Below are 21,467 nucleotides of genomic sequence, written 5' to 3' on the forward strand. Positions count from 1 at the left end.
AATTGTTAAAGGAGGTGTATGTCCGCATGAGCGAAGATCGTTTGGAGCTTAAAAAGAACTTATTGAAAACTCTTTTAGCCCCTGTATTTGACAACAGCGCTTTATCTAGCGGTACAGATGGAGGAGATAACGTGAAAAACAGCGTAAAAGAATTATTGGAAGCGGCAATTGATGCAAAAGTAGATGAAGCAGCGGTGAAAGACAGTCTCAGCGCACAATCTGTATTGGGAAGCGGTATTTCATTAGCGGCGAGATGGATTTTTGCAAGAATTCAGCCCGGCACTGTCATCAGCATTGTGATGGATTCAGGAGACATGATCGGCCCGGTTCAATTTGTTGCCTTTGACGAAATTCACGGAATCGTTTTTGTTACGCAGGAAAATTCCGTTACACCGGCAGGCTCTGCTACAACATTGCTTGACGTCGACAAAGTTGAAAGTGTCACGTTCACTTCGTAACAGCATATGAACGTTTTATATATCCGTTCAGGATATAAAGGCATATACACGTATTTTGACCGCTGGATCGAGGAAGGCTTTTTACAGTCTTCCGTCCGCTTTTTTTCTGTTTCTGAGTTTGAGGAAGATACCATCCGCAGTATACGGGCATTCAAACCAGACATCAGCCTGATGATGACGGGAGACCGTATTCCGTCTGAATGGCTTCAATGGCTGAAGACAGAACAGATTCCCGTTTATCTATGGATGACGGAAGATCCTTTTTATTTCGATGTGAGCATGACAATCGCCCCTTTCGCCGATGCCGTTTTAACGATAGAACAAAACGCGCTTGATGCTTACCGGCAAATGGGCTTACAGCACGTATATTATGTCCCGATCCCCGTTAATCAGCGGCTTTTTAAGAAACAACCTGCTGAATCTTCTCTTCACACAAATCTGCTTCTGATCGGATACCCGTACCCGAACCGCGTTGAACTGGTGAAAGCAGCGGCGAAGCTTCCGTATACGCTTCGTATTATCGGGAAGGGATGGCGCAGACATCTGCCTAAAAAAATCGTCAGGCAGCAAAATGTGCTCGTAATGGATGAATGGATTGCACCCGAACGTGCCGCATTATATTACAACAGCGCGGACGTGGTCTTAAACCCTCATCGTTCTTATCGGTTTGCGCTCAATCAGAACGGACGCGGCATCGAAAATATCAGTTTAAATACGAGAAGCTTAGACATTGCGGCTTGTCAGGCCTTTCAGCTGACAGACCTTTCTCCCGCGCCCCCGTTTTCATCCTTTGTTTCTTACAGCGGGCTTGCGGATTTTGCGGATAAAATCCATTTTTATATGACAAACCCAGGTGAACGTAAACAAATCGCGGCGCTTAATTATGAAGAGACAGTACCGGCGTACACGTATGACCAGCTTCCGGCTGTGCTTGCGGCTATCCGTTCCAAGACTTTCTCATGAAACGCTCTTCACATCAAAAAGCAGCTTGGATAAGCTGCTTTTTTCATGTTTATTTTCCGCTTCTGTCAGTCAGTTTTCTCGGGTCAACCTGTTTAGTGACCTGCGGGTGAAAGCCGATTTTATCAGCGATTCTTTCCCAAGGCACCATTTTAAAATTTTGATTGGCCTTTTGGCCGTGATCTATATTTTCTCCGTCCTGTGCGACAAAAAGGCCGAACGGATATTCAGGTCCCAGCCCGAAACCCAGAACGTCAATTCCGTCTGTATCGCTTGTGCCGTCTGTCTCAGGCCCGTCTGTTATCTGAAAGTCCGCAACATATTTGTTCTGTCCCTGTCTTTCATAAATCGCGTAGCTGCTGTTACCCTGGCTTGATGCAAGCAAATAACCTTTCCCGTCAGCAGCGTAGTAAATCGTCAGTCCTTCAATATCAGGGGTTAAATGCCTGCCGTCGGCACGATCGATAACCGTTCCGTTACTGCCGCCGTCCGGCTCAGCGCTGAACTTCCAGATGGCCTCATCTTCTTCTGCGATATAAAGACTGCCGTATTCATCGTCTGCTGCCATCCCTTCTGTCTGAGAATTCATTTTAAACGCCCTTACCTTTTTGCCGGATATGTATCCATTTTTATCAGCATTTAATTCGTATTGTTCAAATTCGCCTTCTTTCCCTGTCACCATCGCGTAATATTTTCCTGTTTTTTGACTGTGGTACAAGCTGAAACCGTATACTTCATCAATTGCTGACGCAATCGGGCGGTCTGGATCCGTAATGCTTTGTAATGTGCCGTTTTTTCCGTCGATGGCGTAAATCTCAATGGTATTCTTTCCTTCAGACCGATTGGATGCCGCCGCAATATCGACTTTTTTTCCGTTCAACGGAAAATCATAGCGGATATCAACATTGTTCAGCTTCCCGGTAGGATAGGAATGAAGCATCTTTCCCTCTAGGCTGTACACGACTAAGCCTGATTTTTTATTAGTTGTGATCAATTTGCTGTTCTGAGGATTCTTGGGATCCAGCCAAATCGCAGGATCATCAGCTGCATCACCTGCTGTATCAACCGGTTCCGTTTCCGCCGCCGCATTTACGGTAAAATGATAAGGATCAGACAGCTTATGCTTGGCCTGGGAAGAAACCGCACCGCATGTGAGCATCAATCCGGCTGCCGCGGTTAACAAAAGTGTTTTTGAATGATTCATTTTCCTTCCTCCTTTTATGAAAGTGTACTTTAATTGTAAAATACATACAGGAAGTTCAGTGTTAAGTTTTTGTGAAGATTGTCCGCATGTGAGAATTTATGAAGAGAAAGAATTGACATGAGCAAATATTTAAAATGAACATTTAGTACAATGTTTTATTTGTTATTTCTATTCTATTAACCAGGTAAAGCGATATAAAAGCGCATCAGATTAATGTTTTTCTCTAATTTTTGATTTATTGGTTTCTTTCATTAACTCGCTGAAATTGTTCAACATATGATGCATGGTAGAGAAACGAGAGTTGGAGGATAAGCCATGCCTAAACAGCAAGCAGTAGAGCTACAACCGTTTTTTCACGATAAAACTGTTCTCGTCACAGGCGGGACAGGATCAATCGGAAGCCAAATAGTAAAACGCCTTTTGCTCTTAACCCCTAAAGAAGTCATTGTGTTCAGCAAAGATGACAGCAAACAATATGTGATGAAACAAAAATACGCGGATGAACAAAGACTGTCGTTTGTGCTCGGCGATGTTCGTGACTACAGAAGAGTCAACCAAGTGATGAAAGGTGTTGATATTGTCTTTCACACAGCTGCGCTGAAGCAGGTTCCGACATGTGAGGATAATCCCTTTGAAGCCATTCAAACCAACCTTATCGGCGGACAAAATGTCGCAGAAGCCGCTTTGCTGCAAGAAGTGACGCATGTGATTAATATCAGTACCGATAAAGCTGTTTATTAAGATACTTACTACTAACCAATTAAAAAAAGAAGCTTACTCTGCAGTTCTTTCCAAAGCAGCTTCCAATAAATGTTGAGCAAATTGTTTATAAAATTCATCTAAGTCATCACTGGCTTCATCCTGTTCTATATAGCGGATACTGTAATTATCTTTATGGACAACCTTTATTGTTTTCTTCTTCAATTCCTCATAACGTTGGTAAGGTTCCAAAACTACACCCCCGCTTTCACAGGAGTATTATATGTATGTAATGGTTCGTCTCTTGACTGTTCTTTCTTTATCAAAACCTCGCAAGCTTGTTCAAATGTACGGTTAACTTTTTTCTTTATCCAGCGTTCAGTACCGATCTCTTCTCATATGAATACGGGAATGCTGGTTTTATTCAAGGTGCCCAGTAATTCAAAAATGTGTTCTTGGCATGTGCCTTCTCTGCACCTGAGTCAACAATCGTCAAATAAATCTTGGGGCAGGATTAAGCCACCGCGAATGAGGTAAGGTTTGAAGACATTATTTCTGTTCAATATGCCGCTTCAGTTTTGCAGCGGCATTCCGAGGAATTACAGAATATGGTACTAAATACTTTCAAACTTTGAGATGTTTGTTTTTGGAGGTGAAGATTCATTTAATTTTTTATACCAAATACGTATTTTTTGTCCTTTGCTCAAGTCATCTTTATTGTTAAGTTGACTAAGTCCCAGTATAACTATATCCGATCTATACTTCTCAATAATTTCTTTTTCACTAAGATTTTTATAGTCTTTAACATCAGCTTTCTCATTAGGTATGAGAATTGCTTGATTCTCTCTTTTTAAGATGACATAGCCGACCATAGTTTGCTCAGCCTCCATAAAATGTTTGTTATGTTGGTTTTGACACCCTAATGTTATACATAACAAAATTAACAGCATTATAAACACTTTATACAAGTTCAAACCGCCCTTCTTGCATATTTGTAACAAGAATAAAACACTGTTTTAGGAAATGACAGACTAAAACGCCTCATGTTTATGAATTTAAACCAATTCCCCCTAGACAAATGGAACACGGCGAGGTCTTCACCATTATAGAACCGTACAATTGCATCATGAAATATTCAATTGGCTGATCAACCACATCACCTTCTTTAAGCGATCTAATGTTTATATAAGGTCTTATAAGTCTATACAGCTCCTCCGCTTAATCATTTTGCTTATCTCTAAGCAGTTTACATTAACTAAGGGTATTTACAGTTTTTCAGACATGTTCAGCTTGTCCTTGAAATGCCGGATTGCTTTATCTTGTTCTTTACTTAAAATGTTTATCATTTAATCATGCTGACTTAATATAATGTTTAAGTGTTTTTATATGGGGGGAATATGTGTAAGGAGGCGGTTTATTTGAAAAACGATCAGAAAATAACACTAAACTCTTCTTTTGCGTTATCCACTCTTATTGTCTTACTTATTGCATTGTACCCGTCCTATTCTTCTTGGTTTGTCACAATATTCTTTTTAGGATTTGCACTGATATACACATTTGAAAAAAAGAGCAAATCTTCAAAACTAATTGCTATTATCTCTTATCCACTATTTATTGTTGCGTTTGTTTACAGCTTAATAAACAGCATGTCATAATCCCCCCCACCTTAAGGCAGGATTATTTTTTATCACATTGCAGCAACTTTTGGGCCGCCTTAGTTTGAGATGATAAAGCTGTCACTCCCGATTTTTTCTTTCGATCCTTATCTTCATCAATCGTTACAAGGTGTTTTGTCATTAAAGTTGCCCCTGCCATCTTAAATTCCTGCCTATCCTTAAAGTAAACAATTTACATTCACCTAGAATGATCATATTAGCTAATCCAGCTAAATAAGATGACCAACCCCCTGTAGGCAAATTTAAAAGCAAATCCTATGTTTGAACGACAGCGGCCGTTGAGTACTTTTCAAATTTGGTATCCCGTATGTAGTTCCGGCATCCTCCCAATCATCTGCAGTTGTCGAGTAACTTAGGGTCTTAATATTTGAGGCGGTTTTAAGTTAAGTATATTGACTGATTGATTAAAGGTAGATGTTGCTTTCAGTATCATTCCTAGTCTGAGTTAGCTCTTTCGCATTAACTCCTGCCCAAAATCATAAAGCAAACCACTCCAGTAAAATTCCAATCTTGCCAATGGTGTTTCTCAAACCTAATTCCCCCCTCTGAGTGTTTTAACACTCAGACGTTACCCTGAAAATATTTGTTTTTGTTAAAATTACAGTTTTATTGAATCTTCTCCACGGCATAAAATGGGCATCCCCAGTGAGACTTTCGGTTCTTTTTTAAAAAAGTTGTGTCTCGTATAATAACAAAAGTATGTTTTTAAAATTCTTGTTCCTTCTTTTATAACTGAAAATTTTAATGAAGAAAAAACCTATTTCATTTATCATGGTGTTCACGTTGGCTGTGCTGACTATATCAGTTGTTTCTCCTGGCTATGCAAGTGCAGCAGAAAGTAAAAAAGCACCTGTAGTTCAAAATAGCGTACAGGCTCCTTTAGCTTCAAATTCTGAAGTACATACACAGGGCATTCCTTTCGCTAAACAAATATTAGTAAAAGCACTTAGGGTTGGCGGTCCCGCTTTAGGAAACCTTATTAAAAAGATCCCATATAAATGGGCTCAAAAAGCTGGTGATGCTTGTTCTAAGTGGGGACACAAAGCGGCGGACGTTATAGATGAACTTACAAATTTCGGAGAAACAGCTGTTACTGTGGCCTTAGTGAAAGCCGGAATTCCATTAGCTGATGCACAGTTAATTGCGAAGGTTGTTGTGTTCTTTTTGGTATAACTATACATTAAAAACAAGAGAGTGAGGCTTACAACCTTCACTCTTTTGTTTTAATTAGGTAAGGAGAGATCACCATGAATCTGCTTGTTATGACGTTATCAATTTATCTTTTATCTCTCATCGTCTTTTTTATTTTTATGTACAGAGGAGAAAAGAAAGAAGCTGCAGAAAAAAACACAAATGAAAAATTTTTATTATCTACAGTAATAGGAGCTTTGGTTTTATCACTCATTCCTACTGCAGTCATAATGGTGATAATCTTATTTGCAACAGGATCAGCAAATGTGCTTGTAAGCTTCTTTGAATTAGAAATAGAATTTAAACAGATTGTTATAACAAGTGTGTGTATGGTTGTTTATTCTTTTACTTTTGATAATATTTTTGTGGCTGTTGGAAGGCATCTCATTGGGGATAACTTCTTCAAGTTTATATTTGCCTCATTGTTTAGGTTTTTATTCATTTATATAGTGGGTATCTTATGTTCAATTGGGAACAGCGACAATTTTAAATTATCATTAGGATTAACTTTATTTTTTCTTTTGTTAGAATGTATTTTCCCTAAAAAGTCTGATCGTGCCCAGAATTTAAAATCTTAAGGACGGGCATTTGGTGAGAATATAATGCATATAAAAAAGGAATAATGTTCAAAAAGATAAAGCAGGCTTAATGTCTGCTTTATTTAATTAAAATCCCTCTTCATACAGTGCTTTCTCTAAGAAATTCAGCTCCTAAAGCTCACACTGAACCTTCATGCTTTATACTTCGTCACAACAATAAAGTAACAAGCAAGTTCCCAGAACTCTCGAATCTTGATATGCTCAATGGTACTGTTGTTTTTGCAGCCCAAGGTGGTGTTCCTGGCTTTGAGACTGTAATGGGACGCTAGCTTACTTTAATCTGCCAAAGAAAAGCATCTTGAAGGAATCGTATTAAAAAAGCCCCCATGAGATTAATAAACATTCTTATAGCTGGCTGAAAGTGATTATAGATTTAAGACTACATGGTAAACCCCGCATACATTCCTTTGAATCTTGGAGAGTATAATCTCTCCGTTACATAACTCCTTAATGCTTAGCCCCTTAAAATGAACTGAAAATTTAGTACATAATACAATAAGTTATCCTTCACCAAATGCTCTTCATATTTTGTGACAGATTCATTCCAGTTTGAATAAACCTATTGACCTCCTAAAATTAAGTGTTATTATTTACTTGAATTTACAAATAAAGGAGTGTTTAATTTGAAAAAGTTGTTTAGTTTTATTGTTTGCACCATGGTGGCCATTCTTTCTCTGAGCTTTGCCACTGCCGCGTCTGCTGAGACCGGCAATTCTAGGTTTTCAACTAAGCTTACTAGCTCTGCCGAAGGTGAATTTAAAGCTTTTGGTCTTAACCCTCCTAATTCAAATAGCATTGTAAATCTTACGAAAAACAAATTGACATTCGCTGGACAAGCAACTGGCAATACATTATATTCAAACAGTTATTTTCAAGGAAAATCTTCGATAAGCTATTCAATTACAAACAATATTGGAACTAAACTAACTGTGAAAGTTTGGAATGATTCCGACTGGATTTTTGCTACTGAAACACTAACTGTAAATGCTAACGGTACAGCTACAGGAACAATAAAAAATCTAGATGCCAATGCGCTTTACTATCTATCTTTCTCTGCTCCGAGCGACTTTTCTGGCTATGTTCAATAAAACGTAATTTAAGCTCCATTCGTGGGGCTTTTTGTATTCATTAAAAACTATCGTAAGACAGAAATGAATTATTTGTAAAAACATGATATATTGATAATACAATCGAAGATTCAAGGCTCCTACACAAAAAACAAGCCAGTGATAAAATCCTTCTTCTTTTATCTAGACTTGTTCAGCTCTCTCCAACATTTCAAAGAAATTGTGCCGCAATTAGTTTGGCATTGTAGTCTTCAACCTCTTTCTTTGTGCTGCCCAATTTATCAAAAGCTCACCATTATGAATTTTGATAAAAGATTTAATCCTCAAGCCATCAAAACAAACATCTAAAATTAGCCTGTTGCCTGAAGTGCCATCAATTTTGCTAAAGGCAGCTTCTTTATTGTCACCAGCATAATGCACCTCTTTAATTGATTCATTGGTAAAGTACTCAGTTTCCCTGGTTGCTACATAGGTTTCATTTCTTCCTCTTACTCCGTTTAAAATCACGATTTCATCTTCACGTCCTAGTGATCTTAAGTCCTTTCTCAATATACGCAGAGCTGTATTATGAGTTCGCATAGTATTTAATGAATTGTATTTGATATCAATCACTTCAATATTAATTGACTCTGCTCTTATGAAACCATTTAATAGCCTATCAATTTCAACCCATTCACCATTGCAATATTCATCTTGGAATAACGTTATTTTAATCATTGTCTAACCCTTCCTTTAATGAACTGCTTTCGTTTAACTTTCGGAAAACATATTAATCTGCTAACATTAATAGCTCATCGACATTATCATTGTATTCACCATATTCACCAGAGTCCCATTCAACACCTACAGAACCTCGATTTGTCGTCCACAATATAATTCCCATTTCTCCATTCTCAAAGACCTTACTTGCTCCCCTTTTTGACAACCGAGCATATTTCAACCCCTTTCTTAAAATAATCACATTTTTAAGTTAACTTTAAACTGCATTATGTTGAGAATATCACCTTTAATTGGTAAGCTGACATCTAAGGTCATACTTATACAAAGCAGGTGATATATTGAACAAAATAATCGGAATGACCGGATTAATTATCTCCTTACTTGTGCAAGGATTCTCAGCAAGTGATTCATTGACTCATAAGATCGCCATGGCTTGTCTATTTTTGTTCTTATTGGTTTATAATTTTAACCATACTAAGGAGTTCTCTAAAAAGTCTCTGGCGATTATAGGCGCTTCCTTTATTGTGCTAATGCTTGGAATTTATCAATTGCTCTTTTTTACTGGTGATTACTTTGAAAGTCGCGGTTTAAATTTTGGATTTATCCTCTTACTTGAAATTGTTTTAGTTATTGGATTAGTGACTGCTGCGCTGAGTTTAATTAAGCATATTGCAGACCGCTTAAGGAAAACACCTGATGGTAAAGAGCGTTGACTCTTTGCCTTTTTTTAGCTAACCATTTCTTTTTATGCCGTCTTTCTATCAAACGCAATATCGACTTTTGCCGGCTCTCTTCTGTCAAATGATGAATTGACTCCAGACATTGCATCTTAATGGACTCTTTTTCATTTTTCACCAGAATTTCTCGATCAATTACCTTTTTGACTCCAGTCGCATTGCTCTCTTTGATAAGAACTCTACATTTCTAATAGCAAGATTGAATATTGTTTGTTAATACACTTGGCCCCAACTTTTGTGTCTTAGAATTTGAAAGGCGTACTTGCACTTTAACATTTGTCATTTCAGCCGATATGGAATCAATCCTTCCAGCCCAATTAGGGCTCTCTTCCTCGGGAGTTGGATATAGTTTAAATCGCCAACTGATCTCCCCTGTTTTGGCGGCAAATCCTTCATAACCGTCGTAGCTTCCATAAGAAGATGGCTGAGGAAGGTGGACAGCAAGAATACTCATATTCGTTCTTGCAGCACTTGGCGGGTATAACTGCACTTTATAGATTAGTGCCGCACCCTTCGCATTTTTCAGTTTTTGATTTACCGGTTCGAGTACTGCACTACAAGGCATTGGACTTGCTTTCATTTGAGTTGGAGAGGCAATAACAGCAGCCAATAACGGTATAACCAAGATAAATCGTTTCATCTACATTCCCTCACATTTTTTTGTTAATTTCCCTTACTCCCGCCTTGAATATTCATCACTTTTGAATGGTTAGCTTCATTAAAAGGTGAAAAAGGCAGTACTGGAGCTACTGGTGCTGCAGGTAAAGATGGAAAATCAGCATATGAATTAGCAGCTCAACAAGGTTTCTCAGGAACATTAGATGAGTGGCTTGCTTCGTTAAAAGCAACAACAAACTGATCACATCCCTTCTCTAACGAGGAGGGTATTTTTTTTCGTTTTTTCAAATTAGAAAATCCCAAAATCTCTACATCCTTTTACAATTTTTTCAATGACTATGTTATGATTATTCCCAAAGGGTTTTTGAAATTTTCAGAAAGAGGGGTTTGGATGAGCAAGATCGCTTCAGAAGTTGTTGCTACTACACTGAATGATTGGTACATTGCTATAAAGAAACAAAAGGTACATGAGTCAATAAAATATTACTCAGAGATTAAAAGCCTGTTCGATGATATGGAAGAGGATCAAGAAGTTCTTGCATATTACAGTTTATTAGAAGAAAGACACAAAATGTTGCTACACTCTTCACGCGGAGAGCCTTTACAAAAGCACACTTATTTCACTGAAGAGAATGAAAATTTCATAAAAAGAACGAACGATAAATTGGAATATAACTTTTATTTATTCGAAGCAATGTACGAGGCATACAACAAAAATTATGATCGAGCAATTAACTTATATGGATTAGCAGAGAAAAAGCTTGCAGAAATTCCGGATGAAATTGAAGCAGCTGAATTCTACTCCAAGGTCTCCTACTTATACACTCTTGTTAAACAAAGCATTGTGGCACAACACTACATCAAGAATGCAATTGCAATATATAAGCGACACCCTGATTATAAATGCAAACTGGCAACTTCAACAATGATTGCTGCTGCAAACTATTCCGATATGAAACGGTTTGAAGAGTCAGAAACATATTATTTAGAAGCAATAGACATTGCACAAGAAACAAAGGATGAATATTTGGAAGCTCAGTTATATCACAACCTTAGTATCGTGTATTCTGATTGGGACAAACCTGATAAGTGCATTAAATCTCTCGAAAAAGCTATTGGAAATGAATCTTGGATGAATTCAAATTATTATATAAATTCTTTATTCATGATAATTAAGGAACTATTTAAAATTGACGAAAAAATGAAAGCCATTAATTTTTACAATAAAGCACAGGAAAGACTCATATTAATGGAGAATAAGATATACGAAGCCAAAATTAGCATCCTATACAACCTATATTGCGGTGAATTAAAAAACAACTTCAATAATTGCATCCGTTATATTGAGTTTTTAAAACAACAAAATGACCTTGAAAGTGTAGATGAATTGTCCTACATAGCTGCAAAAAGGTTTGAATCAATAGGTGCTTTTGAAGAAGCAACAAGCTTTTTCAATGAAAAAATTTGGGCTGAACAGAAAATGAATCAGGTGGAGGGAATCTTATGAAAAAAATTGTGCTTTGCGTATCTATTTTAACTGTAATTTTAAGTGGGGTAGCTTTAACGCAATTGAGTACAGATTCACCATCTAACATCCAGGTAGCTGAAAGGCCAGTCGGAGGTTAAAAATTAATTTAGCCCTACTCATATGAGTGGGCTTTTTATTTTATGATTTGTGATCACCTGTCAAACCTGCTCTATGCAAAGCTGTGCCTCCAGGTGTATAAGAAACAGCTCGTAAGATCGCTTTTGATCCGTATTTATTTCTTATCCCCTCCATAACAAAATTATGGAAGCATGGGCTGGAAAAGGGTAAGGAATTATCAGAACAACTGGAGTAAGCGATTCAAAAGCATAAGGGCGCAGATATCTATGATAAGGTAAAGGCTCAGACATATGCTAGTAGTAAAACAGATAAGCCTTATTCAGTTGCTGCAACCAAAAAAGTACAAATAAATAGTATTGCTCTAAACTTGTGTGGCAATCATACAAAAATTCAAAAGGAACGGACCTAGACAGTAATGGAGGCGCACTTGTCACATCTCCAGATATTGATCGTTCATCAAAAACTGTTAGCTACTAATCATTTTACTTGCAGATTTATTCTGCAAGTGTCTTTTTATTTTATATAAAAGATAAGGAGCATTATATGAAAAAGTCTTATGTTTTATATGGGATTTCAGGAGTTCTAATTAGTGCAATAGTTATATTGTTGATCAATGCATTCTTTATAAATAAAGGTGAACACTCTGTAAGTACTTCTAAAATTAATCCAACCGAGGATAAAATCTTTTTTATCTATTCAAATCCACTCATCAAGAAAAGCGTACTCATATCCACATCACAAGGAGAAAAATTCAATAAACGATACTTTAAGGTACCGGATATACCATATATCCAGAAAAAAACCCCCTCTTCAGACGATATCGTCTTGTTAGCTGAACATGAACCATATTATTACACATTAAAAAACAACACCATTAAAGAACATAAATTATCCAATCCATTTGCTTTTTGGTATCAAGGAGAAGATATTTCTGTAAAAGCCTATAATGTCGACACCAATGGAAATGAACTGAAAGTAAATGATAAAAAGTTCAATAAAAAATATAGCCTGACTTTGCCCTCCCTAGTAACCATGGGAGAAAGCGATGATAAGTATATTTACGTCATTCAAGGAATGTCTTTGTACGTCATTGATAGAAAAACAGAAGAGATTATTAAAACGATTGGATTAGCTTCCTATGGAGATGTATTTGATCACTCTGAAAAATATGTTGTGGCTAGCTCAGAACATGAACTAACTGTAATCGAAAAAGGATCATGGAAATCAAAATTCATAAAATATCCTGATGATATCGAACAAGCGGACGCTGTGTATTACGACAAAAAAAGCGGTAAATTTTACGTTACATATATTAACAAATCCGGATACGCCTGCTTACTTGAGTACGATAAAGATTTTTCTTTTGAAAAATTCAATTTAAAATTTCCGTATATGAATGCAAAGTTTAAAGATCAAAAACTTTATGTGATTTCACAAGAGGAAAACAAAAAAGGCATTGGTGGCTATATGGGGATTTTTGATATCCGTACTAAAAAGAAACTTAATGAATTTGATTTGCCTGAAGAAGAAACAAAAGTGCAGGACTTTATGGTTTTAGATTAAACATAAAGAATAAGTTGCAAAGCAAAAGCCCCTCCTGAATACGGGGCTTTAATTTTAAATTAAATAGATGTTTTATACGCGTTAATAGCTTGATTTCTCATAAGCATATTATCTTTCGTCACCATTCCAAGATTGTATGCTTGTTTGATGATATCCAGCACTTGATTATCTGTTTCAGTTACAGCTCGTCCCCCAGTTATTCTGGACTTTCAGTAATCAAACTGGTGATTTAACTCTGAACTGCTCTTAAGGTTTTTATTATCAACTACTTTGCCATTCTCCAGCGCTTCTTTGAATTCAGTAAAACCAATTGAACATTGCTGATTCGAACTAATTCCTGCACCTTCTGTCGCTAAACTGCAAAACGCTAAAAACTTAGGGTCTTTCGTAATGTTGTAAGAGTTATTAAGGCCTTCCATAACATTCACCCTCTCTCGAATTTTACAACGTTGCTATAAATGATTTTCATGTTTTTCCCAAGACCTTCAACTTGAATCTCATTTGAAGGAAGTTCGTTCATTGGAATTTCAATGTATTTGTCCCATCCTACTACTACCCTGTTTTGTCCAAGTATAGCATCATATTTGTATATGTTCGCTTCACCTTTGTATAACAAATTCCTTCCGTTTGGTATTATTTCACATGTTATTTATCGGTAATTCCAGCGAGATATTCAACTTAAATTCGACCAAATATAATAGATGGAAAAACAGTTTCTTTTCAACCAACAGTATCTTACTTCATTATTTCATACAAAAAAGCTCTCAAAAAGAGAGCTTAACTTTGCAATACTTCTACTTAATCGTCCCAATCTTCGTCCTCTTCCCAATTTTCTTTTGCTTCTTCAAGCTCTTCCAAGAAAAATTGCAGAAAGTTATCTGCAACCTTGTCACCATAACCGGCTTCATTTGCCCAAACTATTACTGGACATTCGTCGTTTTCCATTTTGTTTGTATCAAGGCAATAAGAGAATTCATCTACATCTTCTATAACGATAATACCGTCACTTAAATTATAATAAGTTCTATATTCCTCAGTAACTGTAACAACCCTTGCAGAAACTTTCCCATGGCCTAGTATATTTACCCCGTAAATTCCACCGGAGCCATATTTATTTAAAAACCACTTATAACTCTCGGGAAGTTTTACATTTAAACGACTTTGTATCTCTTTGATTTTTTCTTCACTTATTCCGCCTGTAAAATCATCATCTTCAGCGTTTTCTTTAATAAATTCTTCAATTTCATGATAAGTCATTGTTACATTTCTCCTTTCTCAAATTGGCTCGCTCTCCATTTCCAATATCTTCGTTGAAAGCTTTTATACTGATTCCGCAACTCCCTGTCATTTCTAAAACTTTCCCCACCTTTTTTCAATCCATGGAGAACTTTTTTATTATTTTGATGAACAGAAGCTGGAATTTCCACCATCGTTCCTGGCTCTTCTTGAATTAAATGATGTAAGTTGATTTTTGTGCCATCATTAGCAAAAGGAGCGTCACCTTTTTTCATAAGTTGTAAATTTGTTTTTCCGCTTTCAGCATCAACTTTGTTTATATCAATATCTTTCAACGTGTATACTCTTCGACTTACATCTTTAGTTTTACCCGAAGCTTTTACCTTCCCTTTAACTTCAAAGGCGCCATACTTTTCTTTATTTAACCAAGGAAGGTTTATTTCTTGACCAGTAAACGGCTTTCTCGTTCCATCCGGGATTTTCTTTGCATTGGTCAAAAGTTCATTTTTAAGGTTTTGGCTGTCAACCACATTGTATGGTACGTCACCCGACAGAGCAAGATCATATTTAGAGTTATAAGGAAGCAGTTCTGGAAGTTTAACGTCTTTAATTTTCTTCCCTGCCTGTCCTGCCTTGTTTATGACCTTCCCCGCCGCATCAGCTTTGTTAACGGCTCCTGCGCCTTTCGTTCCGACGACAGCCACAGCTGCTGAACCAATTGCATATGTCACCCATCTTGATCTGGAGTAAGCATCTCCATTTACCATATCCTTTTGATACGATTCCTCGATTGCTGCTGAAACAGCATCATATGTTTTAACAGGATGAAGTACTGCATTCTCCAGTGCTGACAAGGTTTCCCCCGGATCGGTTATGAAGTCCCATAAACCGGTTACCGTGTCTTTCCCGACATCATATAAACCAACGCCGGCGCCTTTTAATATATCCCAAGTCACTTCTCCGGCTTCTTCCAGCTGTTTTGCTTGTTCAAGCTGAATGACATATTGCTGCTGGGAAGGTTCAAGGTTTTCATAGCCGATCTTCTTCGCAATTTCCAAATATTCATCCGGATCGGTCACACCGTCAGCGAGCTTTTTCTTCAGATCCTTGATTTCCCGCTCTTTTGCTTCTTCCTTCTTAAACGTTAAATATGTGTCTGAATGTCTTGCAATCTCGCCTTTTTTCTTATGTATGTCACTTTCCCTGTATGCCTTGGCGTTATAGTGAAGCGGAGTGGCGTTTTTCCCTTTTCCCGTAGCGTTTTGGAGCTGTTGAAAATCGGCCTGAATGAAATGTTCGTTTGCCTCGGTTTCTGCGTATTCTTTCGTTAGATCATGATCGAGCTTTCCGAGCCTATTTACGGTATCGTCCCGTTTTTTGTCTGCTGATTCCAGATTTTGATCGACATCTTCTGTAGAGAAAACATCAAGATGAATGATATCGCTGATTTCATTTATGATGTCCTTGAGTTCATTCCGCTGCTCTTGCATGATGGCTTTTGATTTATTCTTCGCATGAATCAGCTCGTGTTCTAAAAAGGACTCTTCCACAAACGAATCGGCCAATCCGGCATCAGCTACTTTTCCTGAAATACTGTTAAGAAACGCAATCTTCATATCGATCAGATCAAGCCAGCTGTCCGTGACGCCGGCGTGGTCTTGAAAGAATGCTTTAATGTTGTCGGCGCCTTTGCCTGAAAACTCACTGTCGTCTAAGTCAGCCATTCCCTGAAACGCTTTTCTGAGATTGATAAATTGTTCTCTAATCTGATCGTATTGTTTTGCCCGCTTTTCTGCGGCTGAAATGAACGAGGCTGCTTCAAATACTTTCATTTAAGCCTCCTTCCCACTTAATCTTATCTAAATTTTCTATTCTGAAATATATTTATAATACTCTTGAATATTTGGATTTACTTCCCAGTATTTAGTTCCGTTTGATGACACCAACATGTCAAACCATATCTCAAAGTTAGAGTCTAAATATACCGCATCTTCAATATTATCAATTGAATTCAGATGCAACATATACCCCAACCCTTTATTTGATTTGTTTACATCAATAACATACCTGCCATCATAATGATACCCAATTAGGACATATCCCTTAGGGAAGTCTTGAACTTCATTAAATTCAATTATCCCTTCTGTACTAAGAAGCTCAATACCATTAAACATTTCCATTCCATTGTGATTGAATAGGAACTCTTTATAATCATTAGGCAAAGTTACCCCTAACATCTTTTCTAAACTATTAATTTCTTGAGGACTGGCTGGGTCTCTGAATTGAAAAGCAGCATCTTCCATGACATGCCCTCCATGTTGGAGCATAGGAAAAGTTCCGTATTTAGAAACAGCTTCCTTTATCCCATCAAGAGTCATGCGAATTAACTTTCTTTCTTCCAATTAAATTTCCCTCCTCTAAGGTGTTTGAGTCACTAAATTTTACCACACAACTGTATTTGAGTGTCTTAAAATGCCAAAATGAAATTTACAATATTTGGTTTTACACTTATAATTAGGAAGGTTTGTCCGATATAGAGACAGAACAAACAAATTGGGGGAATTACATTGAAGAAATGGCTGTTAGGTATTGGCGCATTATCTCTAAGCTTTTCTTTGGCTGCGTGTGGATCTGATTCTGCTTCTACAGATAAAACAGATTCAGATCAAGCTAAAACAACAGAGCAAGAAGAAAAGGATGCAAAAGAGACAAAGGCAGACACTCAATCAAATGACAAAAGTACTAATGACAACAATGAAAAAGCCGAAAATGCTTCAAAGAAGGATTCGTCGGATAAAAAGGCGTCTGACAAAAAGAAAAAGCTGGTCGATGTAACACTTAACAGAACAGTTGATGGGGATACGATTAAAGTTAACTATAAAGGCGAAGTCAAAACTGTTCGTTATTTACTTGTTGACACGCCTAAAACTAAGAACCCAAACTCTTGCGTACAACCATATGGTGAGGATGCTTCAGCAAGAAACAAACAGCTGGTTAACAAGGGAAAACTTCAACTGGAGTTTGATAAAGGAGATCGTACAGACAAGTATGGCAGAATGCTGTCTTACGTTTATGCAGATGGCAAATCAGTACAAGAAACACTGCTTAAAGAAGGATTAGCACGAGTAGCTTATGTATATGAGCCAAACACGAAGTATTTAGACACGTATAAGAAAGATGAGCAAGCTGCGAAAGATAAAGACTTGAAGATTTGGAGTAAGAATGGATATGCGACTGATAAAGGATTTAATGGCTGCGTAACGAAACCGAAGAAATCAGTAAGTGTATCTAAGCCGGCTCAAAAGTCAGTTACAACACACCAATCCGAGACACATAAATCGAACTCAAGCGGTTCAGCATCAAGCAGCTCTTCTAACTCTGCACAAGCCTCCCCTTCTGCTGGAGGAACAGAACACTTTGCAAACTGCACAGAGCTGAGAAAGAAATATCCGCATGGAGTACCAAGCACTCACCCTGCCTATACATCTAAAATGGATCGGGATAATGACAACTTTGCATGTGAGAAGAATTAATTATTTTGAAGTCCTCTGAGGCTTCTTTTTTTATTTGAGTATTTTCTCAGGCTAACAAAAAACATAGAGCGTATGAGCGAGCTCTTTAGCCCAACACTTAAAGAATACAGCCCCTACAATATTTATTACGTTATTTTCGTGTTCAATGTCAGACAGAATATTGTACGAATACTACTGTTTTTACAGTAAATACAATAAAGAGGAGGTGCTGTTTTTTTGGAATTAAAAAACATCGTTCATTCTTACAACATTACAAATATTTTGGGTTATCTTAGACGCTCTCGTCAGGATATGGAGCGAGAAAAAAGAACAGGCGAAGATACGCTAACAGAACAAAAAGAACTCATGAATAAAATACTGAAGTCGATTGAAATCCCCTATGAATTAAAAATGGAAATCGGGTCTGGGGAAAGCATTGAGGGCCGCCCTGTTTTTAAAGAATGTCTTAAAGACCTCGAGGAAGGCAAGTACCAGGCAATTGCTGTTAAAGAAATAACAAGACTCAGCCGAGGGAGCTACAGTGATGCGGGACAAATTGTTAACCTTCTTCAAAGCAAGCGATTGATTATCATTACACCATATAAAGTTTATGACCCTCGAAACCCTGCAGACATGCGTCAGATTCGTTTTGAATTGTTTATGGCCAGAGAAGAATTTGAAATGACCAGAGAGCGTATGACAGGCGCTAAATACACATATGCGGCACAAGGGAAATGGATTTCCGGACTAGCGCCTTATGGATACCGGTTAAACAAAAAAACATCCAAACTAGTCCCAGTCGAAGAAAAAGCAAAAGTCGTTCAACTCATCTTTAACCTCTTTTTAAATGGGTTGAATGGAAAAGATTATAGTTATACAGCGATTGCTTCTCACTTAACAAAATTACAAATACCGACTCCATCAGGAAAAAAGCGCTGGAATCAATACACAATTAAAGCAATTCTGCAAAACGAAGCGTATATCGGAACTGTTAAATATAAGGTTAGAGAAAAAACAAAAGACGGTAAACGAACAATTAGACCTGAAAAGGAACAAATTGTAGTATCGGATGCACATGCCCCTATAATAGATCAAGAACAATTTCAACAATCACAAGATAAAATTGCAAACAAAGTCCCCCTGCTGCCTAATAAAAATGCATTGGAATTAAGTGAATTGGCAGGCGTATGCACTTGTTCTAAGTGCGGTGAACCATTATCTAAATACGAAACTAGACGAACGCGAGAAAACAAAAACGGCACGGAAAGTGTGTATCACGTTAAATCACTCACTTGCAAAAAGAATAAATGCACTTATGTAAGATATAACGATGTTGAATATGCCATTTTGGATTACCTCTCTTCTTTAAGCAACTTAGATAATAAGACTTTAACAAAACATATCACTTCAATGATTTCTAAATACGAAGACGTAAATAGTAATGTGAAAACAAAAAAGCAAATGTCTGAACATCTTTCACAAAAAGAACAAGAGTTAAAAAACAAAGAGAATTTTATCTTCGAGAAATATGAGAGCGGCATTTACACTGATGAACTTTTTTTGAAAAGAAAAGCTGTTTTAGATGAAGAATTTAAAGAACTCCAGATTGCCAAGCATGAGCTCAATGGAACTCAAGAAGCGCAATCAGAAATAGACAGTAATACAGTCAGAAACAACATAAATAGGATAATTGATCAATATCACATTGAATCAAGCACAGAGAAAAAGAACGCGCTATTAAGAATGGTCTTCAAAGAAGTTATCGTTACGATGACACAAAAAAGAAAAGGACCAATTCCGGCTCAGTTTGAAATTACCCCTATTCTGAGGTTTAATTTTTCGTTTTCGACCTCACCGTCACTGATAGTCCCTCAAAATGCAGTAAATATCTTAAAAAACCGATAAAGCTGTTTCCCCGGTAAACACAATGGGAGCTACGAAGCTGTTGTCCGAAAAGCTGTTTCATCAGGCGAATCATCATGTTCAAAACCGCGGTACGGTATTTTGTTCGGTCCGCTTCGGCAATGTTCTAGGTTCACGCGGTTCCGTTATTCCTATTTTATTTGAGCAGTTGATGGCAGGCGGTCCGCTCACCATTACGGATAAAAACATGACGAGGTTTTTTATGTCGATTGATGACGCCGCAACGCTCACCCTGCAATCTGCGGCGATCACAAAGGGCGGAGAAACGTTTATTTTTAAAATGGAGTCCCTGAGGCTTGAAGAACTGCTTCACGGGTTTGAGGAGTATGCGTTCCGGCACGGACTGCCGCGCCCCGCCGCTGTTGAAGTAGGAAAACGCCCCGGTGAAAAGCTTCATGAAGAACTGACCTCTCCGCATGAGACGGAATCTTTATATGAATGGGGCAATCTTTACGCAATATTGCCGGAACCCGCCAAACATCCGGAATTTCGGAAGGTCAATCTCCCCAGATATCAATCCGATCAGGCGCCGCTCATCACAAAAGACACAATCGTAAAGATTATTGAACGATTAAATGAAGAAAAAAAAACATAGAAAAAAGGCCTGTCTGATAGGCAGGCCTCATTGCTGAGCTCTATTTTTCAAATAAATGCAGGCAGGCTTCATAGCCCTCTTCCTTCAGCTTGTCTTTCGGAATAAACCGGAGTGCCGCAGAGTTAATGCAATAACGGAGACCGCTTGGCCCCGGGCCGTCATTAAATACGTGGCCTAAGTGGGAATCAGCTGTTTTGCTTCTCACTTCCGTCCGGATCATCCCGTGGCTTGTGTCCAGTTTTTCGTCAACCTCTTCTTCCTCAATCGGTTTTGTAAAACTGGGCCAGCCGCAATGAGAATCGAATTTATCCAGAGAAGTAAACAAGGGCTTTCCCGATACGATATCAACATACAGCCCCTCTTCTTTGTGATCCCAGAATTCATTTTGAAACGGCGGCTCCGTTCCGTTATTTTGTGTGACTTCATATTGCATGCGGTTTAATGATTTGATTTTTTCTTCTTTATTAAAAGCCATCTTATCTGTCCCTCCAATGCTCATCCAGAAAGCCTTGACGTCCGGAACCTACACGGTAGCGCCCGTAGTGATCAGGGTTTTTCTTATAAAAGTGCTGATGATAGCCTTCCGCTTCATAAAAAGGCTCAGCCTTCAAGATGTCTGTCACGATCGGCTTTTTAAATATGCCGCTTTCTTCAAGCTGTTTTTTTGAGGCTTCAGCGATTTGTTTTTGTTCATCATTATGGTAATATATCGCCGCCCGATATGAACTTCCGCGGTCTGCAAACTGGCCGCCTGCATCAGTCGGATCGATCTGCTGCCAAAACAGCTCGACAAGCTTTTCATACGGATAAATGTCAGGTTGAAATGTGATTTGAACGGCTTCTCTGTGTCCGGTCGTTTCACTGCATACTTCTTCGTAAGTCGGATTCTCAGTATGGCCTCCTGTATAGCCGGACACCACCTTTTCAATCCCGGGCTGTTCGTCAAACGGCTTCACCATGCACCAAAAACAGCCGCCTGCAAATGTGGCGATTTCTTTTTTTTCTGACATACGGGTGCCCTCCTTTGTTCATACGTGGTATTATTATATTATAGCATGTATAAACAGAATAAAAATAATTCTGCTTTCAGGGGAAGCTGAACG

The 21,467-nt window shown here is 37.9% G+C and carries 22 protein-coding genes and 4 pseudogenes; 15 read left to right on the top strand and 11 right to left on the bottom strand.

The window, feature by feature from the left end:
* Positions 1-26: 26 nt before the first annotated feature.
* Complete coding sequence (locus NYE36_RS11350) at positions 27-458, top strand: hypothetical protein (protein ID WP_033574682.1); 432 nt, start codon at positions 27-29, stop codon at positions 456-458.
* A gap of 6 nt (positions 459-464) precedes the next feature.
* Positions 465-1,421: a DUF3880 domain-containing protein gene (locus tag NYE36_RS11355; protein ID WP_033574683.1), complete on the top strand. Its 957-nt coding sequence runs from the start codon at positions 465-467 to the stop codon at positions 1,419-1,421.
* 49 nt (positions 1,422-1,470) lie between these two features.
* On the opposite strand, the gene phyC is transcribed toward NYE36_RS11355, so the two are convergent.
* Complete coding sequence (gene phyC, locus NYE36_RS11360; protein WP_094032091.1) at positions 1,471-2,622, bottom strand: 3-phytase; 1,152 nt, start codon at positions 2,620-2,622, stop codon at positions 1,471-1,473.
* 315 nt (positions 2,623-2,937) lie between these two features.
* Between phyC and NYE36_RS11365 the strand changes: the two genes are divergently transcribed.
* Positions 2,938-3,363 (top strand): SDR family NAD(P)-dependent oxidoreductase, encoded by a 426-nt coding sequence (locus NYE36_RS11365; RefSeq protein ID WP_003153663.1) that lies wholly within the window; start codon positions 2,938-2,940, stop codon positions 3,361-3,363.
* A 33-nt stretch (positions 3,364-3,396) separates the two neighbouring features.
* Here NYE36_RS11365 and sprB read toward each other — a convergent pair whose 3' ends face one another.
* Together sprB and NYE36_RS11375 are read right to left on the bottom strand one after the other, a co-directional pair.
* A complete protein-coding gene (gene sprB, locus NYE36_RS11370; protein WP_015417661.1) occupies positions 3,397-3,573 on the bottom strand; it encodes a recombination directionality factor SprB in 177 nt (58 codons plus the stop codon).
* A 362-nt stretch (positions 3,574-3,935) separates the two neighbouring features.
* Entirely contained in the window at positions 3,936-4,280 is a 345-nt protein-coding gene (locus NYE36_RS11375; RefSeq protein WP_223255331.1) for a DUF3221 domain-containing protein, read from the bottom strand.
* 459 nt (positions 4,281-4,739) lie between these two features.
* Between NYE36_RS11375 and NYE36_RS11380 the strand changes: the two genes are divergently transcribed.
* From NYE36_RS11380 to NYE36_RS11400, 5 genes and pseudogenes are all read left to right on the top strand, one after another.
* Positions 4,740-4,976, top strand: coding sequence for a hypothetical protein (locus NYE36_RS11380; RefSeq protein ID WP_113766748.1), 237 nt, complete (start codon positions 4,740-4,742; stop codon positions 4,974-4,976).
* Positions 4,977-5,741: 765 nt separating this feature from the next.
* Complete coding sequence (locus NYE36_RS11385; RefSeq protein ID WP_033574684.1) at positions 5,742-6,170, top strand: hypothetical protein; 429 nt, start codon at positions 5,742-5,744, stop codon at positions 6,168-6,170.
* Positions 6,171-6,244: 74 nt separating this feature from the next.
* Entirely contained in the window at positions 6,245-6,766 is a 522-nt protein-coding gene (locus NYE36_RS11390) for a hypothetical protein (RefSeq protein WP_021493934.1), read from the top strand.
* Between the two features lie 167 nt (positions 6,767-6,933).
* Positions 6,934-7,097: pseudogene (locus NYE36_RS11395) on the top strand (hypothetical protein); the annotation flags it as partial.
* A gap of 313 nt (positions 7,098-7,410) precedes the next feature.
* Entirely contained in the window at positions 7,411-7,875 is a 465-nt protein-coding gene (locus NYE36_RS11400; protein ID WP_039254808.1) for a hypothetical protein, read from the top strand.
* 210 nt (positions 7,876-8,085) lie between these two features.
* Here the strand turns inward: NYE36_RS11400 and NYE36_RS11405 are convergent, their stop codons facing one another.
* On the bottom strand, positions 8,086-8,571 hold the full coding sequence (locus NYE36_RS11405; protein WP_039254805.1) for a hypothetical protein: 486 nt from the start codon (positions 8,569-8,571) through the stop codon (positions 8,086-8,088).
* A gap of 341 nt (positions 8,572-8,912) precedes the next feature.
* Here NYE36_RS11405 and NYE36_RS11410 point away from each other — a divergent pair, with 341 nt between their 5' ends.
* Positions 8,913-9,287: a YoqO family protein gene (locus NYE36_RS11410; RefSeq protein ID WP_015240044.1), complete on the top strand. Its 375-nt coding sequence runs from the start codon at positions 8,913-8,915 to the stop codon at positions 9,285-9,287.
* Positions 9,288-9,498: 211 nt separating this feature from the next.
* Here the strand turns inward: NYE36_RS11410 and NYE36_RS11415 are convergent, their stop codons facing one another.
* Positions 9,499-9,951, bottom strand: coding sequence for a hypothetical protein (locus NYE36_RS11415; RefSeq protein ID WP_060675231.1), 453 nt, complete (start codon positions 9,949-9,951; stop codon positions 9,499-9,501).
* Between the two features lie 369 nt (positions 9,952-10,320).
* Here NYE36_RS11415 and NYE36_RS11420 point away from each other — a divergent pair, with 369 nt between their 5' ends.
* From NYE36_RS11420 to NYE36_RS11430, 3 genes are all read left to right on the top strand, one after another.
* The gene (locus tag NYE36_RS11420) at positions 10,321-11,436 is read left to right on the top strand and encodes a Rap family tetratricopeptide repeat protein (RefSeq protein WP_043021835.1); all 1,116 of its coding nucleotides are present in this window, start codon (positions 10,321-10,323) and stop codon (positions 11,434-11,436) included.
* Entirely contained in the window at positions 11,433-11,555 is a 123-nt protein-coding gene (gene phrK / locus NYE36_RS11425) for a phosphatase RapK inhibitor PhrK (RefSeq protein WP_016936664.1), read from the top strand. The genes NYE36_RS11420 and phrK overlap by 4 nt, the downstream gene beginning before the upstream one ends.
* Positions 11,556-12,078: 523 nt before the next feature.
* Positions 12,079-13,098 (top strand): hypothetical protein, encoded by a 1,020-nt coding sequence (locus NYE36_RS11430; protein ID WP_342496854.1) that lies wholly within the window; start codon positions 12,079-12,081, stop codon positions 13,096-13,098.
* A gap of 59 nt (positions 13,099-13,157) precedes the next feature.
* Here the strand turns inward: NYE36_RS11430 and NYE36_RS11435 are convergent.
* The 4 genes and pseudogenes from NYE36_RS11435 to NYE36_RS11450 form a co-directional block, all read right to left on the bottom strand.
* Positions 13,158-13,517, bottom strand: a pseudogene (locus NYE36_RS11435) (hypothetical protein).
* A gap of 379 nt (positions 13,518-13,896) precedes the next feature.
* Positions 13,897-14,355 (bottom strand): SMI1/KNR4 family protein, encoded by a 459-nt coding sequence (locus NYE36_RS11440; protein WP_094032087.1) that lies wholly within the window; start codon positions 14,353-14,355, stop codon positions 13,897-13,899.
* 2 nt (positions 14,356-14,357) lie between these two features.
* Positions 14,358-16,166: a T7SS effector LXG polymorphic toxin gene (locus tag NYE36_RS11445; protein ID WP_199021991.1), complete on the bottom strand. Its 1,809-nt coding sequence runs from the start codon at positions 16,164-16,166 to the stop codon at positions 14,358-14,360.
* 36 nt (positions 16,167-16,202) lie between these two features.
* Positions 16,203-16,637 (bottom strand): SMI1/KNR4 family protein, encoded by a 435-nt coding sequence (locus NYE36_RS11450; RefSeq protein ID WP_094032326.1) that lies wholly within the window; start codon positions 16,635-16,637, stop codon positions 16,203-16,205.
* 264 nt (positions 16,638-16,901) lie between these two features.
* Between NYE36_RS11450 and NYE36_RS11455 the strand changes: the two genes are divergently transcribed.
* The 3 genes and pseudogenes from NYE36_RS11455 to NYE36_RS11465 all read left to right on the top strand — a co-directional run.
* Positions 16,902-17,867 carry a thermonuclease family protein gene (locus tag NYE36_RS11455; protein ID WP_094032307.1) on the top strand — a complete coding sequence of 322 codons (966 nt, stop codon included), beginning with the start codon at positions 16,902-16,904 and terminating at the stop codon, positions 17,865-17,867.
* A 216-nt stretch (positions 17,868-18,083) separates the two neighbouring features.
* Positions 18,084-19,768 (top strand): annotated as a pseudogene (locus tag NYE36_RS11460) (recombinase family protein).
* Positions 19,744-20,364 (top strand): annotated as a pseudogene (locus NYE36_RS11465) (polysaccharide biosynthesis protein); the annotation flags it as partial. The pseudogenes NYE36_RS11460 and NYE36_RS11465, both read left to right, overlap by 25 nt.
* A gap of 40 nt (positions 20,365-20,404) precedes the next feature.
* Here NYE36_RS11465 and msrB read toward each other — a convergent pair.
* Together msrB and msrA are read right to left on the bottom strand one after the other, a co-directional pair.
* Positions 20,405-20,839: a peptide-methionine (R)-S-oxide reductase MsrB gene (msrB, locus tag NYE36_RS11470; protein WP_007409536.1), complete on the bottom strand. Its 435-nt coding sequence runs from the start codon at positions 20,837-20,839 to the stop codon at positions 20,405-20,407.
* Between the two features lies 1 nt (position 20,840).
* Entirely contained in the window at positions 20,841-21,374 is a 534-nt protein-coding gene (msrA, locus tag NYE36_RS11475; RefSeq protein WP_003153641.1) for a peptide-methionine (S)-S-oxide reductase MsrA, read from the bottom strand.
* Between the last annotated feature and the right edge of the window lie 93 nt (positions 21,375-21,467).

It is taken from the genome of Bacillus sp. FSL R5-0593, assembly GCF_038603755.1.
GTDB classification, from domain to species: domain Bacteria; phylum Bacillota; class Bacilli; order Bacillales; family Bacillaceae; genus Bacillus; species Bacillus velezensis.